General features: G+C 72.6%; 18 protein-coding genes. 16 read left to right on the top strand and 2 right to left on the bottom strand.

The genetic code is table 11. From position 1 onward, the window contains the following. The 16 genes from gcvPB to HF519_RS19785 all read left to right on the top strand — a co-directional run. Positions 1 to 1,484: aminomethyl-transferring glycine dehydrogenase subunit GcvPB (gene gcvPB / locus HF519_RS19710; protein WP_169414458.1), on the top strand; the 1,484-nt coding region annotated here is incomplete at its 5' end. A 374-nt stretch (positions 1,485 to 1,858) separates the two neighbouring features. Then, positions 1,859 to 3,133, top strand: a complete 1,275-nt coding sequence (locus HF519_RS19715) for an MFS transporter (RefSeq protein WP_246244634.1) — start codon at positions 1,859 to 1,861, stop codon at positions 3,131 to 3,133. Between the two features lie 87 nt (positions 3,134 to 3,220). After that, positions 3,221 to 3,961 (top strand): FadR/GntR family transcriptional regulator, encoded by a 741-nt coding sequence (locus HF519_RS19720; RefSeq protein ID WP_169414460.1) that lies wholly within the window; start codon positions 3,221 to 3,223, stop codon positions 3,959 to 3,961. 49 nt (positions 3,962 to 4,010) lie between these two features. After that, on the top strand, positions 4,011 to 5,165 hold the full coding sequence (locus tag HF519_RS19725; RefSeq protein WP_169414461.1) for a mandelate racemase/muconate lactonizing enzyme family protein: 1,155 nt from the start codon (positions 4,011 to 4,013) through the stop codon (positions 5,163 to 5,165). A gap of 49 nt (positions 5,166 to 5,214) precedes the next feature. Continuing rightward, positions 5,215 to 6,336, top strand: a complete 1,122-nt coding sequence (locus HF519_RS19730; protein WP_169414462.1) for an NAD/NADP-dependent octopine/nopaline dehydrogenase family protein — start codon at positions 5,215 to 5,217, stop codon at positions 6,334 to 6,336. After that, positions 6,333 to 7,337, top strand: a complete 1,005-nt coding sequence (locus HF519_RS19735; protein WP_169414463.1) for an LLM class flavin-dependent oxidoreductase — start codon at positions 6,333 to 6,335, stop codon at positions 7,335 to 7,337. Before HF519_RS19730 ends, HF519_RS19735 begins: the two co-directional genes overlap by 4 nt. 70 nt (positions 7,338 to 7,407) lie before the next feature. Then, positions 7,408 to 8,517: a M24 family metallopeptidase gene (locus HF519_RS32990; protein ID WP_169414464.1), complete on the top strand. Its 1,110-nt coding sequence runs from the start codon at positions 7,408 to 7,410 to the stop codon at positions 8,515 to 8,517. Positions 8,518 to 8,548: 31 nt separating this feature from the next. Continuing rightward, positions 8,549 to 10,906, top strand: a complete 2,358-nt coding sequence (locus HF519_RS19745; protein ID WP_169414465.1) for a xanthine dehydrogenase family protein molybdopterin-binding subunit — start codon at positions 8,549 to 8,551, stop codon at positions 10,904 to 10,906. Next, entirely contained in the window at positions 10,903 to 11,466 is a 564-nt protein-coding gene (locus tag HF519_RS19750; RefSeq protein WP_169414466.1) for a hypothetical protein, read from the top strand. The genes HF519_RS19745 and HF519_RS19750 overlap by 4 nt, the downstream gene beginning before the upstream one ends. Then, the gene (locus HF519_RS19755) at positions 11,463 to 12,344 is read left to right on the top strand and encodes an FAD binding domain-containing protein (protein ID WP_312860222.1); all 882 of its coding nucleotides are present in this window, start codon (positions 11,463 to 11,465) and stop codon (positions 12,342 to 12,344) included. The genes HF519_RS19750 and HF519_RS19755 overlap by 4 nt, the downstream gene beginning before the upstream one ends. Continuing rightward, complete coding sequence (locus tag HF519_RS19760; protein ID WP_169414468.1) at positions 12,341 to 12,850, top strand: (2Fe-2S)-binding protein; 510 nt, start codon at positions 12,341 to 12,343, stop codon at positions 12,848 to 12,850. Before HF519_RS19755 ends, HF519_RS19760 begins: the two co-directional genes overlap by 4 nt. Positions 12,851 to 12,983: 133 nt before the next feature. Continuing rightward, positions 12,984 to 13,778, top strand: a complete 795-nt coding sequence (locus HF519_RS19765; RefSeq protein ID WP_169414457.1) for a phosphotransferase — start codon at positions 12,984 to 12,986, stop codon at positions 13,776 to 13,778. 170 nt (positions 13,779 to 13,948) lie between these two features. Further along, positions 13,949 to 15,388 (top strand): M6 family metalloprotease domain-containing protein, encoded by a 1,440-nt coding sequence (locus HF519_RS19770; RefSeq protein WP_169414469.1) that lies wholly within the window; start codon positions 13,949 to 13,951, stop codon positions 15,386 to 15,388. Positions 15,389 to 15,586: 198 nt separating this feature from the next. Next, a complete protein-coding gene (locus HF519_RS19775) occupies positions 15,587 to 15,997 on the top strand; it encodes a YciI family protein (RefSeq protein WP_211170287.1) in 411 nt (136 codons plus the stop codon). A gap of 383 nt (positions 15,998 to 16,380) precedes the next feature. Then, positions 16,381 to 17,250: an alpha/beta fold hydrolase gene (locus tag HF519_RS19780; RefSeq protein WP_169414471.1), complete on the top strand. Its 870-nt coding sequence runs from the start codon at positions 16,381 to 16,383 to the stop codon at positions 17,248 to 17,250. 338 nt (positions 17,251 to 17,588) lie between these two features. Further along, the gene (locus HF519_RS19785; protein ID WP_312860223.1) at positions 17,589 to 18,332 is read left to right on the top strand and encodes a dienelactone hydrolase family protein; all 744 of its coding nucleotides are present in this window, start codon (positions 17,589 to 17,591) and stop codon (positions 18,330 to 18,332) included. Positions 18,333 to 18,436: 104 nt separating this feature from the next. Here the strand turns inward: HF519_RS19785 and HF519_RS19790 are convergent, their stop codons facing one another. Beyond that, the gene (locus HF519_RS19790; RefSeq protein WP_169414472.1) at positions 18,437 to 18,844 is read right to left on the bottom strand and encodes a VOC family protein; all 408 of its coding nucleotides are present in this window, start codon (positions 18,842 to 18,844) and stop codon (positions 18,437 to 18,439) included. A gap of 71 nt (positions 18,845 to 18,915) precedes the next feature. Further along, positions 18,916 to 19,107, bottom strand: coding sequence for a PIN domain-containing protein (locus tag HF519_RS19795; protein ID WP_169414473.1), 192 nt, complete (start codon positions 19,105 to 19,107; stop codon positions 18,916 to 18,918). Between the last annotated feature and the right edge of the window lie 130 nt (positions 19,108 to 19,237).

The following is a 19,237-nucleotide window of genomic DNA, read 5'->3' on the forward strand; positions in this document are numbered from 1 at the left end:
CCCTGATCCGCACCACCGCCTACCTGACCCATCCGGTCTTTCACCGGCATCGCTCCGAAACCGCGATGCTGCGCTACCTGCGGCGGCTCTCCGACCGGGACTTCGCGCTGGACCGGGGCATGATCCCGCTGGGCTCGTGCACCATGAAGCTGAACGCGACCACCGAGATGGAGCCGATCAGCTTTCCCGGCTTCGCCGATCTGCACCCGTTCGCGCCCGCCGCGGCCGCCCAGGGCTACCTCCGGCTCATCGCCCAGCTCGAGGACTGGCTGGCCGAGGCGACGGGCTACGCGCGGGTCTCGATCCAGCCCAACGCCGGAAGCCAGGGCGAACTCGCCGGGCTGCTCGCGATCCGCGGCTACCACCGATCTCGCGGGGAGGGCCACCGCGACGTCTGCCTGATCCCGTCGAGCGCCCACGGAACGAACGCCGCCTCGGCGGTGATGGCCGGGATGCGCGTCGTGGTGGTGGCCGCCCGCCCCGACGGCACGGTCGACCTCGACGACCTGGACCGCCGGTGCGCCGAGCACGCCGACCGGCTCGCCGCGATCATGGTCACCTACCCGTCGACGCACGGCGTCTACGAGGAGGGGATCACCGAGCTGTGCCGCACGGTGCATCAGCACGGGGGGCAGGTCTACGTCGACGGCGCCAACCTCAACGCGCTGCTCGGCCTGGCCGCGCCCGGCGCGTTCGGCGGCGACGTCTCCCACCTGAACCTGCACAAGACCTTCTGCATCCCACACGGCGGCGGGGGCCCGGGCGTCGGCCCGGTGGCCGTGGCGGCGCACCTCGCGCCGTTCCTGCCGTCCCACCCACTGCACCCCGACCCCGCGCGCCGCGACGGGATCGGGCCGGTGAGCGCCGCCCCGTTCGGCAGCGCCGGCATCCTGCCGATCAGCTGGGCCTACATCCGGCTGATGTCGGCGGCCGGGCTGACCGCGGCCACCCGGGCGGCGGTGCTGTCCGCCAACTACATCGCCGCCCGGCTGGCCACCCACTTCCCGGTGCTCTACACCGGTGAGGCGGGACTCGTCGCGCACGAGTGCATCCTCGATCTGCGGCCCCTGACCCGCGCCACCGGCGTCACCGTCGACGACGTCGCCAAGCGCCTGATCGACTTCGGTTTCCACGCCCCGACGATGAGCTTCCCGGTCGCGGGCACGCTCATGGTCGAGCCGACCGAGTCCGAGGACCTGGCCGAGATCGACCGCTTCTGCGACGCGATGATCGCCATCCGCGCGGAGATCGACGCGGTGGCGGCCGGGACCTGGACCGCCGAGTCCAGCCCCCTGCGCGGTGCCCCGCACACCGTCGACGCCCTGCTCGGCGACTGGGACCGCGCTTACACCCGGGAGCAGGCCGTGTTCCCCGCCGGGCGGACCGCGGACAAGTACTGGCCGGCGGTCGCCCGCATCGACCAGTCGCACGGTGACCGCAACCTGGTCTGTTCCTGCCCGCCGCCGGAGGCGTTCGCTTCCTGAACGACCCCGGCCGCGGCGGAGCACCGCCGCCGAACGCGACGCCGCCCTCGGCCGGACCGCGATCCCGGACCGCGATGCGGGCCGGGGCGGACGAGCCGGCCCCGCCGTCACCGCGGGCCGGCCGGCGGACGGGCCCTCGGCAGCGGCAGGGCACCGCTGGGGAGGCCGGTGCCCTCGCCGTGGGCGTCGGAACGGACGACACAAGTTAGTTGTCCTACATCTGTTGACTGATGACTAATGGCTGGCTACGGTCTGTCCACCGATCGGTGGTGATTCGCATCACGCAAGGTCCACTCCACACCTGAGCGGCAGGTGAGTGAGGTGGCGCTGATCCCCTTGGAGGGGCGATGACCGGAAGCTCACGGAAAGTTGCCTTGGGCAGCTTCATCGGCACGACCATCGAGTGGTACGACTTCTTCCTCTACGGGACGGCCAGCGCGCTGATCTTCAGCAAGCTGTTCTTCCCGTCCTACGAACCGCTCGTGGGCACATTGCTGTCGTTCGCCACGTTCGGCGTCGCCTTCCTGGCGCGGCCGCTCGGCGGGATCATCTTCGGGCACTTCGGCGACCGGTTCGGTCGCAAACCCATGCTCGTCATCACGCTGATGATGATGGGAGTGGCGACGGGCGCGATCGGTCTGCTCCCGACCTACGAGACCATCGGCGTGGCCGCACCGATCGTGCTCGTGCTGCTGCGCATCCTGCAGGGGCTGTCCGTCGGCGGGGAGTACGGCGGGGCGGTCCTGATGACCGTCGAGCACGCCCCGCCGAACCGCAGGGGCTGGTACGGCAGCTGGGTGCAGGCGGGGTCGCCCGCCGGGCTCATCATCTCCAACGCGGTCTTCCTCCTGATCACCACGCAGGTCTCCCAGGAGCAGCTCCTCGCCTGGGCGTGGCGGATCCCGTTCCTGGCCAGCTTCGTCCTCGTCATCGTCGGCATCGTCATCCGCCTCTCGCTGGAGGAGAGCCCGGCCTTCCAGCGGGTGGCGAAGTCGGAGCGGGTGGAGACGGCGCCGCTCGTGACGGTCCTGCGGAACCACAAGAGGCAGGTCCTGCTCACCGCGGGCGCCTACGTGTCCACCGGCGTGACCGTCTATCTGGCCGCGGTGTTCAGCCTCAGCTACGGCACCACCACGGTGGGCTTCAGCTACAGCGAGATGCTGGTCCTGGTCCTGCTCGGGCAGATCCTGGCCTTCGTCCTGATGCCGACGTTCTCCCACGTGTCCGACCGGGTCGGGCACAAGCGGGTCTTCATGATCGGCATCGTGGGAATGGCCCTGATGGCCTTCCCGTGGCTGTGGCTGCTCACCACCGGCGACTTCGTGCCGGCCCTGCTCGGGTTCGTCCTCCTGTTCATTCCCTACAGCGCCACCTACGGGACGATGGCGGCCTTCTTCGCCGGCGTGTACGAGACCCGAATCGGGTACTCCGGCCTCTCGCTGGGCTACCAGCTCGGCACCGTGGTGGGCAGCGCCCTCGCCCCGATCACCGCGACCGCGCTGGTCGCCGCCACGGGGACCGTCGCCTCGGTCGGCTGGTACATGGTGGCGACAGCGGTGCTGTCGCTCGCCGCGGCCATCTGGCTCACCTCGGCGGTCGCGGCCCCCGTACGGGACGCGGATTCCGTCGGGACCGAGATGGTCACCTGACCGCCGCCCCCGGTTTACTCGCGCTGACCTGTGCGGGGGAGGGGATGCTCGGCTCCCCGCTTCCCCCGTCCGAAGGACAAGGGTGTCATGACCTTCAAGAACCTGTCGTCGACCGGACGATCGCAAGCCGTCAAGGAGCAGATCCTCGCGGCGATCACGAGCGGCGACTACGCGCCCGGTGACAAGCTGCCCTCCGAGAGCGAGCTCGGGACGACGCTCGGCGTGAGCCGGGTGAGCATCCGGGAGGCGCTGCGCTCCCTGGAGGCCGTGGGCCTGATCGAGATCCGCCACGGGCGGGGCAGCTTCGTGGCGATGGGGCCGAGGGGCCGCTACCAGTCGCCCTTCGCGGGCTGGCTGCAGGTGCACCGCGACGAGATCCTCGACCTGATGAAGGTCCGGGGCGCCCTGGACGAGCTCGCCGCGGCCGAAGCGGCGACGAAGGCGGACGAACCGGCGCTCGCGGCGATCGAGGACGCCCAGGAGCGGTTCCGGATCGCGGCGCGTGACCCCGCGGCGGCGATGGACGAGCTGATCGATTCGGACGTGGCGTTCCACGTCGCCATCGCGCGGGCGAGCGGCAGCTCGTTGCTGCTGGACCTGCTCGAGGAGCTCAACAAGCTCTTCGAGCAGTCCCGCAACGCCCTCTTCTCCCTCGACGAGCGCGCGCGCCGGTCGGTCAGGGAGCACGACGCGATCGTCAAGGCCATCCGCAGCGGCAGCGGGACGAAGGCCCGGTCGGCGGCGGCACACCACCTGGAGTCGACACGCAGGACGCTGACGAGCAGCGATCTGCTCCAGCGTCTCGCCGGGGACGGCGAAACGACATGAGGCGGTCCGTTCGGACCGACCACGACGAGATCACGGGAGGACCCTCGGCATGAGGATCACCGGCGGTGAATTTTTCATCGTGACCCTTCCGCTTCGGCGGCAGCACACCTGGGCGTCGAACACCCGGGTGTCGATCGGGCGGCACGCGCTGGTCCGCATCGACACCGACGAGGGCGTCAGCGGCTGGGGCGAGGCCCCGGCGATGGCCACCTGGGGCGGGCCCGGCGGCGTGCACTACGGCGAGACGCCGGAGACGGTCGTGCACCTGGGCGAGGACTACCTCCTGCCGGCCATCACCGGATGCGATCCGCTGGACATCGCGGTGATCCATGACCGGATGGACGCCGTGGTGAAGGGCAACCCGTACGCGAAGGCGGCCCTGGACATCGCCTGCTACGACGCGGCGGGCAAGGGACTCGGCCGGCCGGTGTGGGCGCTGCTGGGCGGAAAGTTCCGGGACGGCGTGCAGCTCGCGCACTCCCTCGGCCTGCTGCCGATGGACGAGTGCGTCGCGGAGGCCAGGACGGCGGTGGCCGAAGGCGCGCGCACGATCAAGGTCAAGACGGGCCACGACGCGCAGCGCGACGTCGAACTCGTCGGCCGGCTACGCGAGGCGCTCGGCCCGGAGATCCGCATCCGGGTCGACGGCAACGAGGGCTACCGCACGGTGCACGAGGCGATCGCGGTCACCACCGCGCAGCAGGAGTTCGACATCATGCTGTGCGAGCAGCCGGTGGCGGGCGACGCGGCGATGGCCAAGGTGGCGGCCGGTGTCTCGGTCCCGGTGATGGCCGATGAGTCGGCCTGGACCGCCCTCGACATCGTCCGCCTGCACGAGATGAACGCGGCGGCCTGCTACTCGCTCTACGTCACCAAGCCGGGTGGGCTGTACCGGGCCCGGCAGCAGGCCGACATCGCGGCGCAGTACGGGATGTACAGCGACGTGGGCGGATCGATCGAGATGGGCATCGGCAACGCGGCCAACCTGCACCTGGCCACCGCCACCCGCAACGCCTGGCTGCCGAGCGTCTGCCCGGTGACCACCGTGGACGGTGCAGCCGGGCCGAGCGTCGCGGGCGTGTACTACGTCGACGACGTGGTCAGCGAGCCGTTCGGGTTCCGCGACGGCGTGGTCCTGCTCCCCGACGGGCCCGGCCTGGGGGTGGAGGTCGACGTCGACAAGATCCGGAAGTACGCGGAATGAGCGACCGCCTCCCCCGAGCAGGCACGCCGCACACGAACGAGGAGTCCGGATGCCCACATCGGTAGCGGTGCTCGGCGCCGGCAACGGAGGCCTCGCCGCGGCGGCCGACCTCACGCTGCGTGGCTTCGAGGTCCGCCTCTACAGCCGGCGCAGCGAGAGCCTGGAGCCCATCAGGAAGGCCGGCGGGATCCGGCTCGACGGTGCGGCGGGCAGCGGGCACGCCGCGGTCGCGACCCTCACCGACGATCTCGGTACGGCGGTCTCGGGCGCGGACCTGGTGATGCTGGTCGTTCCGGCCACCGCCCTGGCCGGCTACGCGGCGGCGCTGGCGCCGGTGCTGGGCGACGGCCAGCCCGTGTTCCTCAACCCCGGCGGTACCGGCGGTGCGCTCGCCTTCACCACCGAGCTACGCCGATCGGGGTTCCGCGGCGAGCTGGGGGTGTGCGAGGGATCCACCCTGACCTACGCCTGCCGGCGGCAGGACCCGGCCACGGTGACGATCTCCAACCTGGCCCCGGCGGTGCCGTTCGCCGCCTTCCCGGGCAAGCGCGGGGAGGAGCTGCGCTCGGTCGTCGCCGAGCTCTATCCCGCGGTCACGCTGCAGCGCAGTGTCCTCGACACGGGGCTGGTCAACATCAACGCGGTCGAGCACCCGGCGCAGGTGCTGCTGAACACGGGCTGGATCGAGCACACCCGCGGTGACTTCTACTTCTACCGCGAGGGCACCACGGAGTCGGTCGGGCGGGTCATCGACGAGGTCGACCGGGAGCGGCTCGGCATCGCCGCTGCGCTCGGTGTCACGGTGCCCACCTTCGCCGAGATCTTCCACCAGGCCGGCTACACGACGGCCGAGGCGGCGGCGACCGGCAGCGCCCACGCCTGCCTGCAGGCGAGCGAGGCCAACTGGTGGTTCCGGTCGCCGTCCACGATGGACCACCGTTACGTGCACGAGGACGTCGGTTTCGGGCTGGTCCCCTGGGCGGGCTGGGCCCGGCTGGGCGGCGTGCCGACGCCCACGATCGACGCGCTGGTGACCATCGCGTCGGCCGTGTCGGGGCGAGACTACGCGCAGGAGGGGCTCACGATGGATCGGATGGGGTTGGCCGGGGTGGACGTCGGCGAACTGGACGACCTGCTGCAGTCGGGGCTGCTGCCCGGGGGCGAGCGGTGACGGGGCCGGCCTTCGACTTCTGCTTCCTGCCGAACGCGCCGCTGGCCGAGATCGTGGACCTCGCCCGGCTGGGCGAGTCCCTGGGGTACCGCACGATGTGGATCCCCGACCAGGATTTCCTGCACGACCCGTTCGTCCTCGCCGCCGCGGTCGCGGGCGGCACCGACCGGATTGGTGTGGGCATCGGGATCACCACCCCGTTGACCCGGCACAGCGCCCACATCGCCCGCGTCGCGGCCAGCCTGGACGAGCTGTCCGGGCACCGCCTCACGCTCGGCCTGGGCAGCGGCAACATCGACCACGTGGTGCGGCCGATGGGCTTTCCGGCGGCCGGGTCGCTGGGCCGGGTCCGGGACGGGATCGCGGCGGTGACCGCGCTGCTGCGCGGCGAGCCGGTCAGGTTCGCCGACGACGCCCCGGAGGTCCGCCTCGGCGTGGAGGTGACCCGGCAGATCCCGCTGTACCTCGGGGCGCGCGGACCGAAGATGCTCGAACTCGCCGGGCGGACCGCCGACGGGGTGCTCGTGGAGTCGCTGTTCAACGGCGCCGGCATGGCGCACGCCGTGGACTGCGTCCGCTCCGGGGTCGAGGGATCCGGGCGCGACACCACGGTGGACGTGGTGTCGTGGCAGGTGGTCGTCGTGTCCGATGACCCGCGGTCCGAGCTGGACCGGTTCCGGTCGTGGGTGGGGCGGATGATGCAGGTCGGTCCGCCGGAAGCGATGCTCCGGATCGGCGTGGCCGAGGAGAACCTCGAACGCGTCGTCGGCCTGATGGCGGCCGGTCGCGCGGCCGAGGCCGCGGCCGCGGTCAGCGACGAGTCGGTCCAGTGCGTGGTGCTCGTCGACACCCCGGCGCGCCTCGTGGAGCGGATCGCGGCCGTCCTCGACCGCGGCGCCCGCTCGGTCTCGCTCGTGTCCTCGGCGTCGGCCGAGCTGACCGCGCACAACCTCACCCGGTTCGCCAAGGAGGTCGCACCCGCGTTCACGACCGCCGACTGACCGCGCCGACCGACCGCGCCGACCGACCGCGCCGACCGACCGCGTTCCCGTATCCGACAAGGAGTGTGCCGTGGATCGAGAAGTCCTCGCACGACAGCAGATCGCCATGCGTGAGTTCGGGCTCGACGCCCTCGTCGCCCATTCGCCGGACAACGTCGCCTACGGCGCCGGGTACACCGTTCCGTCGCAGAGCCTCGGGATGCGCAACCGCCAGTTCGTGACGGTGTGCACCAGCGACGGGCAGTCGGCGATGCTCCTCACCGCCAACGAGGTGGACGAGGCCCGCGACCGCAGCTCCATCGAACGTCTCTATCCCTACGACGAGTTCACCGAGGACCCGATGGCCGTCCTGGCCGGGATGCTGTCGGACCTCGGCATCACCGACGGCGCGGTCGGGATCGAACTCGACGCGTTCCCCGCGGACCGCTGGCAGGACCTGCAGCGCCTCACTCCGAAGGTGGGCTGGCGGCCGGCCGCGGCGGCGTTCGCCCGGGCCAGGATGGTCAAGACCGAACGAGAGATCGCGCTGCTGCGGGAGTCCGCCGGGATCGCGGTACGGGCGCAGATGGACGCCTATCCGCAACTGCGGCCGGGGATGACCGAGCGCGAGGCGTACCGGCTGGTGGCCGACCGGGCGCTCGCCCTGGGCGCCGACAAGATCGTCATGATCCAGGTGGCGGCGGGCGAGCGCAGCATCTACTCCAACCCGTCACCGGGGGGCACCCCGTTCATCGCCGGGGAGCCGGTGAAGTTCGACGTCTTCGTCACCAAGGAGGGGTACCTGTCGGACACGGGACGGTCGGTGGTGGTCGGTTCCGCCTCCGAGCGCCAGCGCCGGACGTGGGCCCGGATGCAGGACGTCTTCGACGTCATCCGCGAGACCATCCGGCCGGGGGTCAGCACCCGCGAGGTGTGGGACGTCTTCGTGCGGGAGTTCGGTGCCCGGTCCATGGCACCCGCCATCCGTTTCCTCGGCCACGGCCTGGGCCTGAGCCTGCACGAGGAGCCGTTCATCGCCGCGCACTCGGACACGGTGCTGGAGCCGGGGATGGTGTTCGCCGTCGAGCCGATCTTCGTGGACGGCCGGGAGGGCTACCACCTGGAGGACAACCTCCTGGTCACCGAGGACGGCTACGAGAACCTCACCCCGCAGTTCGGGCGGGAGCTCGTGGAGTGCTGAACGGCCGGTGGACCGAGGGGGAGCGGAGGCCGTGACCGACCGCGAGACAGCGTCCTACGTCGGACGGCCGATCGCGCGCCGGGAGGACGCGGCCCTGCTGCGCGGCGCCGGCCGCTTCGTCGACGACCTGCACGTCGACGGCGTGCTGCACCTGCGGTTCGTCCGCAGCCCGTACGCCCATGCCGCCGTCCGGGAGGTGCGCACGGCGCAGGCCGCCGCGCTCGACGGGGTGGTCGCCGTCCTGCGCGCCCGCGACCTGGACCTGCCGGACCTGACACCGCCGCTGGACACCGTGGGCGCGGTCGAGATCGGCCGGCCGATCCTGGCCGACCGGCTGCTGCGCTTCGTCGGGGAGCCGTACGCGACGGTGATCGCCGTCGATCCCTACGTCGCGGAGGACGGCGCGGAGCTGGTGGAACTCGACGCCACACCGCTACCGGCCGTCGTCGACCCGCTGGACTCCGCGACGCGTCCTCCCGCGCTGTTGCACGAGCCGCACCCGACGAACGTCCTCTACGAGAACAAGTTCACCGCCGGGCCGGTGGACGAGGCCTTCGCCGACGCGGCCGTCGTGCTCCGGCGCAGGCTGCGCTCGCCCCGCCAGACGGCCGTGCCGATGGAGCCGCGGGGCATCCTGGTGGAGCCGCACGACGGCGGCCTGCGCGTGCACGCCTCGACGCAGAGCCCGCACATGCTGCACCGCGCCCTCGTCGAGCACCTCGGGATCGCCACCGACGCGGTCAGCGTTGTCTGCCCGGACGTCGGGGGCGGGTTCGGCCTCAAGGCGCACGTGTACCCGGAGGAGATCGCCACCGCCGCGGTGGCGCTGCGCCTGGGCCGGCCGGTGAAGTGGATCGAGGACCGGGCCGACAACCTGACGGCGGCCTGCCACGCCCGCGACCAGCACCTCGACGTCCGGCTGGCGGCCGACAGCGACGGGCGGCTGCGGGCGCTGGACGTCGACGTCGTCTGCGACGTCGGCGCGTACGGGGTGTTCGCCCACGGCCACCTGCTCGAGGCCATGGGCACCCCGTCGATGATCCCGGGCCCCTACCGGCTCGACGCCTACCGGTTCCGCAGCCGCGCCGTCGCGACCAACAAGTGTCCGGAGGGGGCGTACCGCGGCGTCGGCCTGCCGGTGGCGACGTTCGTGCACGAGCGGGTGATGGACCTCATCGCGGCGGCGACCGGCGTGGACCGGGTCGAGGTCCGGCGCCGGAACCTGGTCGCCGCGGTGGACATGCCGCACCATTCGATCACCGGCCAGCGCTACGACAGCGGCGACTACGGGGCCGCGCTCGACGCGGCCCTCGACGCCGTCGACTACCCCGGTTTCGCGGCGCGGCAGCAGGAGGCGCTGCGCGACGGGCGGCTCCTCGGCCTCGGCATCGCCGCGTACGTCGAGTACTGCGCCGTCGGCTCCGCGGTGTTCCAGCGGCGGGGGATGCGCGGCCTGGCCGGTTTCGACGAAGCCCACGTGGCGCTGGACGCCGACGGTGCCGCGACGGTGTGGACCACGCTGCCCGCCGCGGGGCAGGGGCTGGCCACCACGTTCGCCCAGCTGGCCGCCGACGAGCTGGGCGTGCCGATGGAGCGCGTGACCGTGGCGCCGGTGGACACCGCGGTCGCCGGCCTGCACGGCAACGGCACCTTCGCCAGCCGCAGCGCGGTGTCCGGCGGCGGTGCCATCGCGCTGACCTGCCAGGAGATCGTGCGGCGGTTGCGGGAGGACGCCGCCGACCTCATGGAGATCGCGGTCGACGACCTCGAGGTCGTCGACGGCCGGGTCCGGGTGATCGGCTCACCGGGGAACGCGCTCGAGGTCGGCGAGGTCGTCGCGCGGGCCCCGGCGGGGCGCTACGCGCTGTCCCGCCGCTACGACCCTCCCCAGGCCGTCTACCCGTACGGCGTGCACGCGTGCATCGTGGAGGTCGACCCCACGACCGGCCGCGTCCGCCTCGACCGCTACGTCGTGGCCGAGGACTGCGGGCGGGTGATCAACCCGCTGGTGGCGGACGGGCAGGTGCGCGGCGCCGTCGCCCAGGGCCTCGCCGGCGCGCTCTTCGAGTCCTTCGTCTACGACGCCGAGGGCCAGCCCCAGACGGCGTCGCTCATGGACTACCTCGTGCCCACCGCGAGCGAGTTCGTCCCGATCGAGATCCACCACCTCGCCGTGGCGGTACCCGACTCGCCCACCGGGACGAAGGGGGTGGGGGAGAGCGGCACCCTCGGGCCCGGGGCCGCGGTGGCGAACGCCGTCGCGGACGCCCTGGGGAGCGAGTGCAACACCCTGCCGGTCGGGCTGGAGTGGGCGCGCGCCGCGGCGCGCGAGCGGCTCGGCCGGGGCCGGGTGGGCTCGCTCGCCGGGGTCTCGGGGGCAACCACATGACCGCTGTCCACGAGCACCCCGTCGCGGCCCCGCTGGCCGCGGCCTGGCAGGTCCTCACCGCGGCGCAAGGCCGGCCCGGCCTGCTGACCAGAGCGGGGGAGGACCCGCCGGCTCCTCGGCCCCGGGTCCGGGTGACGCTGCCGGCCGGGGACGGCGGCCCGCCGTGCCGCGGCTTCCTGCACGTCGTGGACGCCGACGCGGATCGCCACGTCGCGACGTTGTCGTTCACCGGGGCGGAGCCGCGCACCGGAGCGATCACCAGGCTGCAGCTGCGGGTCCGCCTGCTCGGCACGGGCCCGCGGTGCACGCTGCGGGCGCAGCCGCAGGTCCTCGACGCCGGGGTTCCCGCCCATCCCGGCGCCGGTGCCGCGCTGGCCGCGCAGATCGCGGACGCCATCGAGGCGCGGTCCCGTGCCGGACAGGAGCAGCCGGCCCGGCCGGCGGCCCGGACCGTGGTCGCGGGGCTGGCCGCGTCGCTCCTGGCCGCCGTGGTCATCACCCGATGCCGCCGCGCCCGCCCCGGCCGGCGGCGCGGGCAGGAAGCTGGGGAGGGACCGTGAAACCCGCGCCGTTCCGGTACGAGAAGCCGCGAAGCGTGGAGCAGGCGTTGGCCCTGCTCGCCGCCGAGGACGAGGAGCCCAAGGTGCTGGCCGGGGGCCAGAGCCTGGTGCCGTTGATGAACTTCCGGCTCGCCCGGCCGAGCCTGCTCGTCGACATCAACGGGCTGGCCGAGCTGAGCTACATCCGCCGGGAGGGGTCCCGGCTGCGGATCGGGGCGCTGACCCGGCACGCCGTGCTCGAGGAGTCACCGCTGGTCGAACGGCACTGGCCCCTGCTCACCGAAGCCGTTCGGCTGGTCGGACACCCGCAGATCCGCAACGCGGGCACGATCGGCGGATCCCTGGCCCACGCCGATCCCACCGCGGAGCTCCCCGTCGCGCTGGCCGCGCTGGACGCCGGCTTCGTCGTGCGCTCCCGGTCGGGGGCGCGCGAGCTGCACTGGTCGGAGTTCTTCGTGGGCCAGCTGCAGACGTCGTTGCAACCCGACGAGTTGCTGGTGGAAACGGTGGTTCCGGCGCTCCCGGCCGGGACCGGGTGCCGGTTCGACGAGTTCACGCGCCGCCACGGGGACTTCGCGCTCGGGGGCTGCGCCGTCACGGTGTCGCTGGACCCCGACGGAGCGTGCACCCGGGCGGCCATCGCCCTCCTCGGGGCCGCGCCGACCCCGATCCGCGCGGCCCGGGCCGAGGCCGAGCTGGTCGGACGACCGGTGACCGCGGAGAGCGCCGCTCGCAGCGCGGCGCGGGCGGTGCAGGACCTGGACCCGACGTCCGATCTGCACGCCAGCGGCGAGTACCGCCGCGACCTCATCGAGTCGCTCGTGGCCAGGAGCCTGCTCACCGCGCGGGGCCGGGCCCGGGAAGGGGTGCCGGCATGACCAGGATCCGGATCACGGTGACGATCAACGGTGCGGTTGTCGAGCGGGCGGTGGACCCCCGCATGCTGCTCTCCGACTTCATCCGCCACGAGGCACGGCTGACCGGCACCCATGTCGGCTGCGAGCACGGCGTGTGTGGCTCCTGCACCGTGCAGGTCGACGGCTCACCCGTGCGGTCCTGCCTGCTGTTCGCCGTGCAGGTGGACGGCCGGGAAGTCCGCACCGTGGAAGCGCTCGCAGCGGAGCGCGACGGGGCGCTCCACCCGCTGCAGGAGGCGTTCCACGCCGAGCAGGGGCTCCAATGCGGGTTCTGCACCCCGGGCTTCCTCATGTCCGTCGAGCCCGTGCTCGACCGCGTCGAGGAGATGGACGATGCGCAGATCAGGGCGCTCATCAGCGGGAACCTGTGTCGATGTACGGGATACGAGGGCATCGTGTGCGCCGTGCGGGAGGCCGCGCGGAAGATGGCCTCCCCGAGCCGGTCTCGTCCCGGCGGAGCGAGCTAGACCAGACCGAGCCACGGCCGGATCAGCTCCTCCCCTTCCGCCTGTTCGGGTGGGTCGTCGCCCGGTTCCGGCTCACGACGGTGGTTCCTGGCGTCGGAGAATTCCGGCGGCGGCCCGGCTAGCGTGCTCGGCTGTGGGGAACCTTGCGCAGGAGCGCGCGGCCAGGGCGCTGCGTAGGCACGCCCCGGAGTTGGCCGGGGCCCGCATTCGGGAACTGGGCCGGGGGCTCGACCACGTCGTGCTGGTCGCCGGCGACCTTGTGCTCCGCGTCGCCGACCGTCCCGGTGTGGTGCGCGAGGCCCGGCTGCTCGAGATCGTCGCGCCGCGGGTGCCGCTTCCCGTCCCGCGGCCGCGCTTCGCCGACGCGGCGGCGGGTGTCCTGGCCTACCGGCTGCTGCCAGGACGACCGCTGCTCGGCCGTGCCGCCGCGCCCGGTACCGCCGCTCGGCTGGGCCGGTTCCTGCGCGCGCTGCACGCCGTCGACGTCGCCGCGGTCGCCGGCCTCGTCCCGGTCGAGGACGCCGACCCGGGCGAGTGGCTGGCCGATCTCGACGGGCCGCCCGAGCTCCTGCGGGTCGTGCACGCGTCCGTCCCGAAGCCGTCGGGGCGGCGCGTCCTGGCGCATGCAGACCTCGGTGCGGAGCACCTCCTCGACGACGGGGGCGGCGTGACCGGGGTGATCGACTGGTCCGACGCGGCGGTCACCGACCCGGCGCTGGATTTCGCGCGGCTGTACCGCGACTTCGGTCCGGGATTCCTTGCCGAGGCGCTGCGGGTCTACGGCGGCCTCGACGACGATGCCTTGCCGCGGATCACGTTCTTTGCGCGCTGCGCGGCGCTGGAGGACCTGGCCTACGGGCAAGCGAGTGGGCGCACCGGGTACGCCGAGGCCGCGCTGCGCAGCATCACCTGGCTGTTTCCCCGGTGAGAGCTCGAGGACCGCCTACAAGACGGCGGCCCCGCACCTGGCCGGCCCGCTCGAGCTCCAGCCGCGGTCTCCACGGGCGGTATCCGTCGTATCAACGCGTCGTCCGCCGACTCCTGGCTACACGCCGGCGTCCACCCGGCCTCCTCCAGCCCCGTCGAGGTGATCGACAAATGCGACACGCCCTCAAGCCCGTCCGCCACCGCCCCTGCATCCTGGGCGCCTGCCTCGTGCCTCCGTCACCGCGCGCCCTCACCCAGCTCTACACGCGCTTCGTCGAGCTGCGCGACGCCCGCCGGCTGCCCCCGGACCTGACCTTCGACCAGTACTACGCGGTGTGGCGCTCCGGGCGTCGTGGCGAGAACGTGGTCGGGCTCGACGACGGCGAGCTGCGGCAGGCCCCGAGCACCGATCGGGAGCTCATCACCCATCCGGATCGGCCCCTGCGCGGCGTGGTCCGCACGCTGGTCCTGCTCGTCGACTTCCCCGACGTGCCGCACGACCCGCACCGGGGGCCCGCGCACTACGAGCAGATGCTGTTCAGCGCCGACGCCACGTTCGTCACCGGCAGCATGCGCGAGTACTACCGCGCCGTCAGCGGTTTCGACGGCGCGGACGGCGGCATCGACGTGCAGGGCGAGGTCCACGGCTGGTTCCGCATGCCCAACCCGCTGAGCTTCTACACCGACGGCAACTCGGGCATGAACCTGAACTTCCCGCGCAACGCGCAAGGGCTGGCCCGCGACGCCGTCCGCGCGGCCCTCGCCGAGGGCATCGACTTCACCCCCTACGACGCGCTGGACGAGGGCCTGATCACCGCGCTGTTCATCGTCCACTCCGGCCGAGGCGCCGAGGAAACCCTCAGCAACGACGACGTCTGGAGCCACAAATGGCTCATTCCCGGGGACGTCCCGGTCGCGCCCGACCTGGCCGTGCGCACCTACCTCACGGTGCCCGAAGACTGCGCCATGGGCGTCTGCGCCCACGAGTGGGGCCACCTCGCCGCACGGTGGGCCGACTACTACGACACCGGCCAGCAGCAGCTCACCCGGTCGGCCGGCCTCGGCGACTACTGCCTCATGGCCGCCGGTTCCTGGGGCAACTCCGGCCTGACACCGACGTTCCCCAACGGCATGCTGCGCATGTTCCACGGCTGGACCGAACCGACGCTGGTCACCCGCACCACCTCCGACCTCGAACTCGCGCCGGCCGCAGAAGGCAGCGGCATGCTGTTCATCCAGAACCCGGACCGGATGACCGAGCGCCAGTACATCGTGGTCGAGTACCGGCGCCGCCGCGGCCAGGACGCGTTCCTGCCCGACGAGGGCATCGCGGTCTACGTCGTCGACGAGGCGATCGCCGACGTCGACGACGAGACCGCCCTGGCCATCGAGCTCCTGCAGGCCGACGGGCGCCGCGACCTCGGCAGGATCTTCGGCCGGGGCAACCGCGGCGACAGCAACGACCTCTACCCGTCGCTGGGCAACGCGCGGCTGGGCGAGAACACCCGCCCACCGCTCAACCTGCCCACCGGCAAATGGTCGGGCGTCACCATCAAAGTCCTCGGCACCCCGGGCGCCGACCGGATGACCGTGGACGTCTCCCTCACCTGAGACCGCGGGCGTCCCGGCGCCGACACGTGCGGCAGGCACTCGATGAGCCACGGGACGAACCGGACCTGCCGGCGCCGGCGACGATACGGCCGGAAGAAAACTTGCTCGTCCGTGTCGATCCTGGCGGCTCCCGTTCGACGAGGGAGCAGGAGGGCGCGAGCCGCGCCCCGGACCCGAGGGAGAAACCCCGTGAAGTACATGCTGATCATGCGTGCCACCGCCGAGGCCGTCGAGGCGTCGAAGACCATGGACTTCGAGAAGATCATCACCGCGATGGGCGAGTACAACGAGGCACTGATGAAGGCGGGGGTGCTCCTCGCCGGGGAGGGTCTCGCCGACGAGGCGGGTTTCGTGGTCGACTTCGACGCCGAGACGCCGATCGTCAGCGACGGCCCGTACGGGGAGACCCACGAGCTGTTCAGCGGCTTCTGGATCATTCAGACCTCCTCGGAGGAGGAGGCCCTCGAATGGGCGACCCGTTGCCCGCTCGGTCCCGGTTCCAAGCTGGAGGTGCGGCGCGTGACCGAGGCGAGCGACTTCGCGGAGTTCGCCGACAACGAGTACATCCAGAAGGAGGCCGGGTGGCGCAAGGAGCTCGGCACCGAGTGAGACGGGCGGGCCGAGGGAGCGACCGGCCGAACGGCTCGCGTTCCACGGCGTAGGAGCGACCCGATCCGGGGCGGCCGCGGGCAGGCCGCCCGAGGGGCCGCTAGCTCGCGGCCGGTCCGGGTCGCCGACGCCGATCATCGAGTTGCGCGTGACCAGGCGTGCCGACTCCTCCGCGCCGAGCGCGTCGGTGCCGGCCGCGGCCGGGGGACGCGTGGCACGTCAGGAACTCGATCCAGCGCCACGGTGATGCCGCCTGCTCGACATCCCCGCTCCTCGGCTCGGGTAGACGCGCTCACCCCCGGACGGGTCTCGACGGTCGGAGGTCGAGGTGCTGCGGACGTAGGGTCCGATGAGTTCTCGACGCGGATGGAGTCGCCACGGTCATGACCACCCAGATGCTGAAGACTCCCGAGGTCGACCTCGCCTACGACGTCCACGGCCCGCTGCCGACCGCCGACGGGCGCCCTCCGCTGGTGATGATCGGCCAGCCCATGGACGCCAGCGGCTTCGGCGCGTTGGTGGCGCAGTTCCCCGACCGCACCGTGGTCACCTACGATCCGCGCGGCCTCGGTCGCAGCACCCGCAAGGACGGCCGGGTGGACCATGCGCCCGGGATCCAGGCTGCCGACGTGCACACGGTCATCGAGGCGCTGGGCGTGGGCCCGGTCGAGATGTTCGCGAGCAGCGGCGGTGCGGTGACCGCGCTCGCCCTCGTGGCGGCCTATCCCGAGGACATGGCCATCCTGGTGGCGCACGAGCCGCCGCTCATTTCGGTGCTTCCCGACGCCCGGGCCGCCGAGCGGGCCCGGGCCGGCGTCCGGGAGGCCTACGAGGACCGGGGCGCGGGTGCCGGCATGGCGGCCTTCCTCGTGATGACGTCGTGGCGGGGGGAGTTCACCGATGACTACTTCGCCCAGCCGGCGCCGGATCCGGCCGCGTTCGGGATGCCGAGCGAGGATGACGGCTCTCGTGATGACCCGCTGTTGTCCGACCGGTCTTGGGCGGTCAGCGGCTACCGGCCCGATGTCGACGCGCTTGCCGCGGCGTCGACGCGCGTGGTGATCGCCGTGGGCGAGGAGTCGCTGGACACCTTCACCGGGCGCACCGCGGTGGCGACGGCCGAGCTGTTCGGTCAGCAGGCGACGGTGTTCCCGAGCCACCACGGCGGCTTCCTCGGTGGCGAGTTCGGTTACGCCGGGCAGCCCGAGGCCTTCGCGCGCAGGCTGCGCGAGGTCCTCGACGATGCCGGCTGAGGTTGTCCTTCTCCTCCTCACGCGGTGTTCGTCCGACTTCCCGGCGCTCGGGCACACGGCGGGCCGGCGGACACCGCGTGACATGCAGTGGCGTGACGACGATCAGCCCGGTAGCTGCATGCCGCGTCACCAGCAGCGGGTCCGGCCGCCGGCCCGCCACGATGACCCCTGATGCAGCACGTCGGTCAGCACCCCCGGCAGCGCACCTTGCGAGCGAAGCCCTGCCGCTCACATCGTCCGGAGCCGCGCTCGGCGAGGCGCTCCTGGCTCGTGCGGGCAGGCCCCTGGACCCGCAGGATCGACGATCGCAACATTCCGTCGCGACCCTGCAGGGCTGCGTGCCACGCATCGACGTGAACATCCCCGCGCCGGACGGCCGGTGCCCCGCCACCCTGCACCTGCCCGACGGCGAAGGGCCCTGGCCCGCGGTCCTCCTGTTCCCCGACGCGGGCGGGGCCAGGGAGACGTTCCGCGAGATGGCCGACCGGGTCGCGGCGATGGGGTATGCGACCCTGCTGCCCGACGTCTACTACCGGGCGGGGGACTGGGCGCCGTTCGACACGGCGACCGCGGTCGGCGACCCGGAGGAGCGGGCGCGGCTCGGCGAGCTGATGGGCGGGCTGACGCGCGAACGGATCGTCGCCGATTCCGGGGCGTTCCTGGAGTTCCTGCTCTCGCGGCCGGAGGTCACCGGAGCCGCGGTCGGGACCACCGGGTACTGCAGGGGCGGGCGGATGTCGCTGATCGCCGCCGCGGCGCACCCGGACCGGATCGCGGCGGCGGCGTCGTTCCACGGCGGACGGCTCGCCGTAGCCGACCACCCGGAGAGCCTGCACCGCGCCGCCGACCGGATCAGGGCGACGGTGTACGTCGCCGGCGCCGTCGAGGACGGGTCGTTCACCGCGGAGCAGGGCGAGCTGCTGCGGAAGGCGCGGTCAGACGTGGGCGTGCAGCACACGGTGGAGTTCTACCCCGCCCGCCACGGGTTCGCGGTGCCGGACAACCCCACCTACGACCCGGACGCAGCGGCCCGGCACTGGGCCGCGCTCAAGGAGCTGTACCGCGCCCACTTCCAGGGCTGATCAGGTGCCGGCCTCCGGTCACGGCCTGCCGACCGACATCGTCCGTGCAGGTCGGAGCGGGCACTGGCAACGTCGGCAGAGCTACGCCCTGGCTGGTGGCCGAGCTACGCGGTGGGCGGCGCCTCGACCACGACGACATGATTGCCGTCCGGATCGCGCAGCATGAACATCAGGGGGGCTCCGGGCGTGCGCTCCGGCGCCGGATCGAGGTCGATGCCGCCGAGAGCGCTCAGCCGTGCGTGCTCGGCCATGACGTCCTCGGTTTCCACGCCGATCGAGCTACCGCCGGGCTCGTCGAACATCGGAGGATTGAGCGCCAGCCGCGTCCGCGACCCGGGCGGGGCCACCTCCAGCCAGCGCATCTCGCCGTGCTCTCCGAAGCGGGTGTCGCCGCGCACTTCGAAGCCGAGCTTCTCGGTGTAGAACGCCAGGGCGGCGTCCTGGTCGGCCACGGTGAACATCGCCACGCCGATGTTCGAGACGGTTGTCGGTGTTCCAGGGGTAGTCGTCATGTCCTTCTCGACTCGCCGAGCCGGCCGAACTCATCGGTTCCGCCGAATCTTCTTCACCGCGGCCATGGCGGTCAGCCGATCACCTGGACGGTGATGCCGTCCAGGTCCAGACCGGCCCCGGCGGTGTCCGCGATGACCGTCGGCAGCGCCGGCCGGGCGCCCAGGGCCGGGCAGCAGCGGTCGCGCAGGGACCGCCCGGCGCCGCGGGTGCGGGTCCACAGCTTCGCGGCGGTGACCGCGTCGGCCGCGGTCAGTGGCTGCACCCGGGCCCGAGGGTGCGCAGCCGGGTGCTGGCCCGGTCGGCGTCGACGCCGTGCCCCGCTGCACAGCGGCATGGCACGGGACCGGCACCGGTGTGGTGCGCCGGTTGCTGCACACCGGGGCAGGGGGCGC

The organism is Pseudonocardia bannensis, from assembly GCF_012911875.1.
In the GTDB taxonomy this organism is placed as follows: Bacteria; Actinomycetota; Actinomycetes; order Mycobacteriales; family Pseudonocardiaceae; genus Pseudonocardia; species Pseudonocardia bannensis.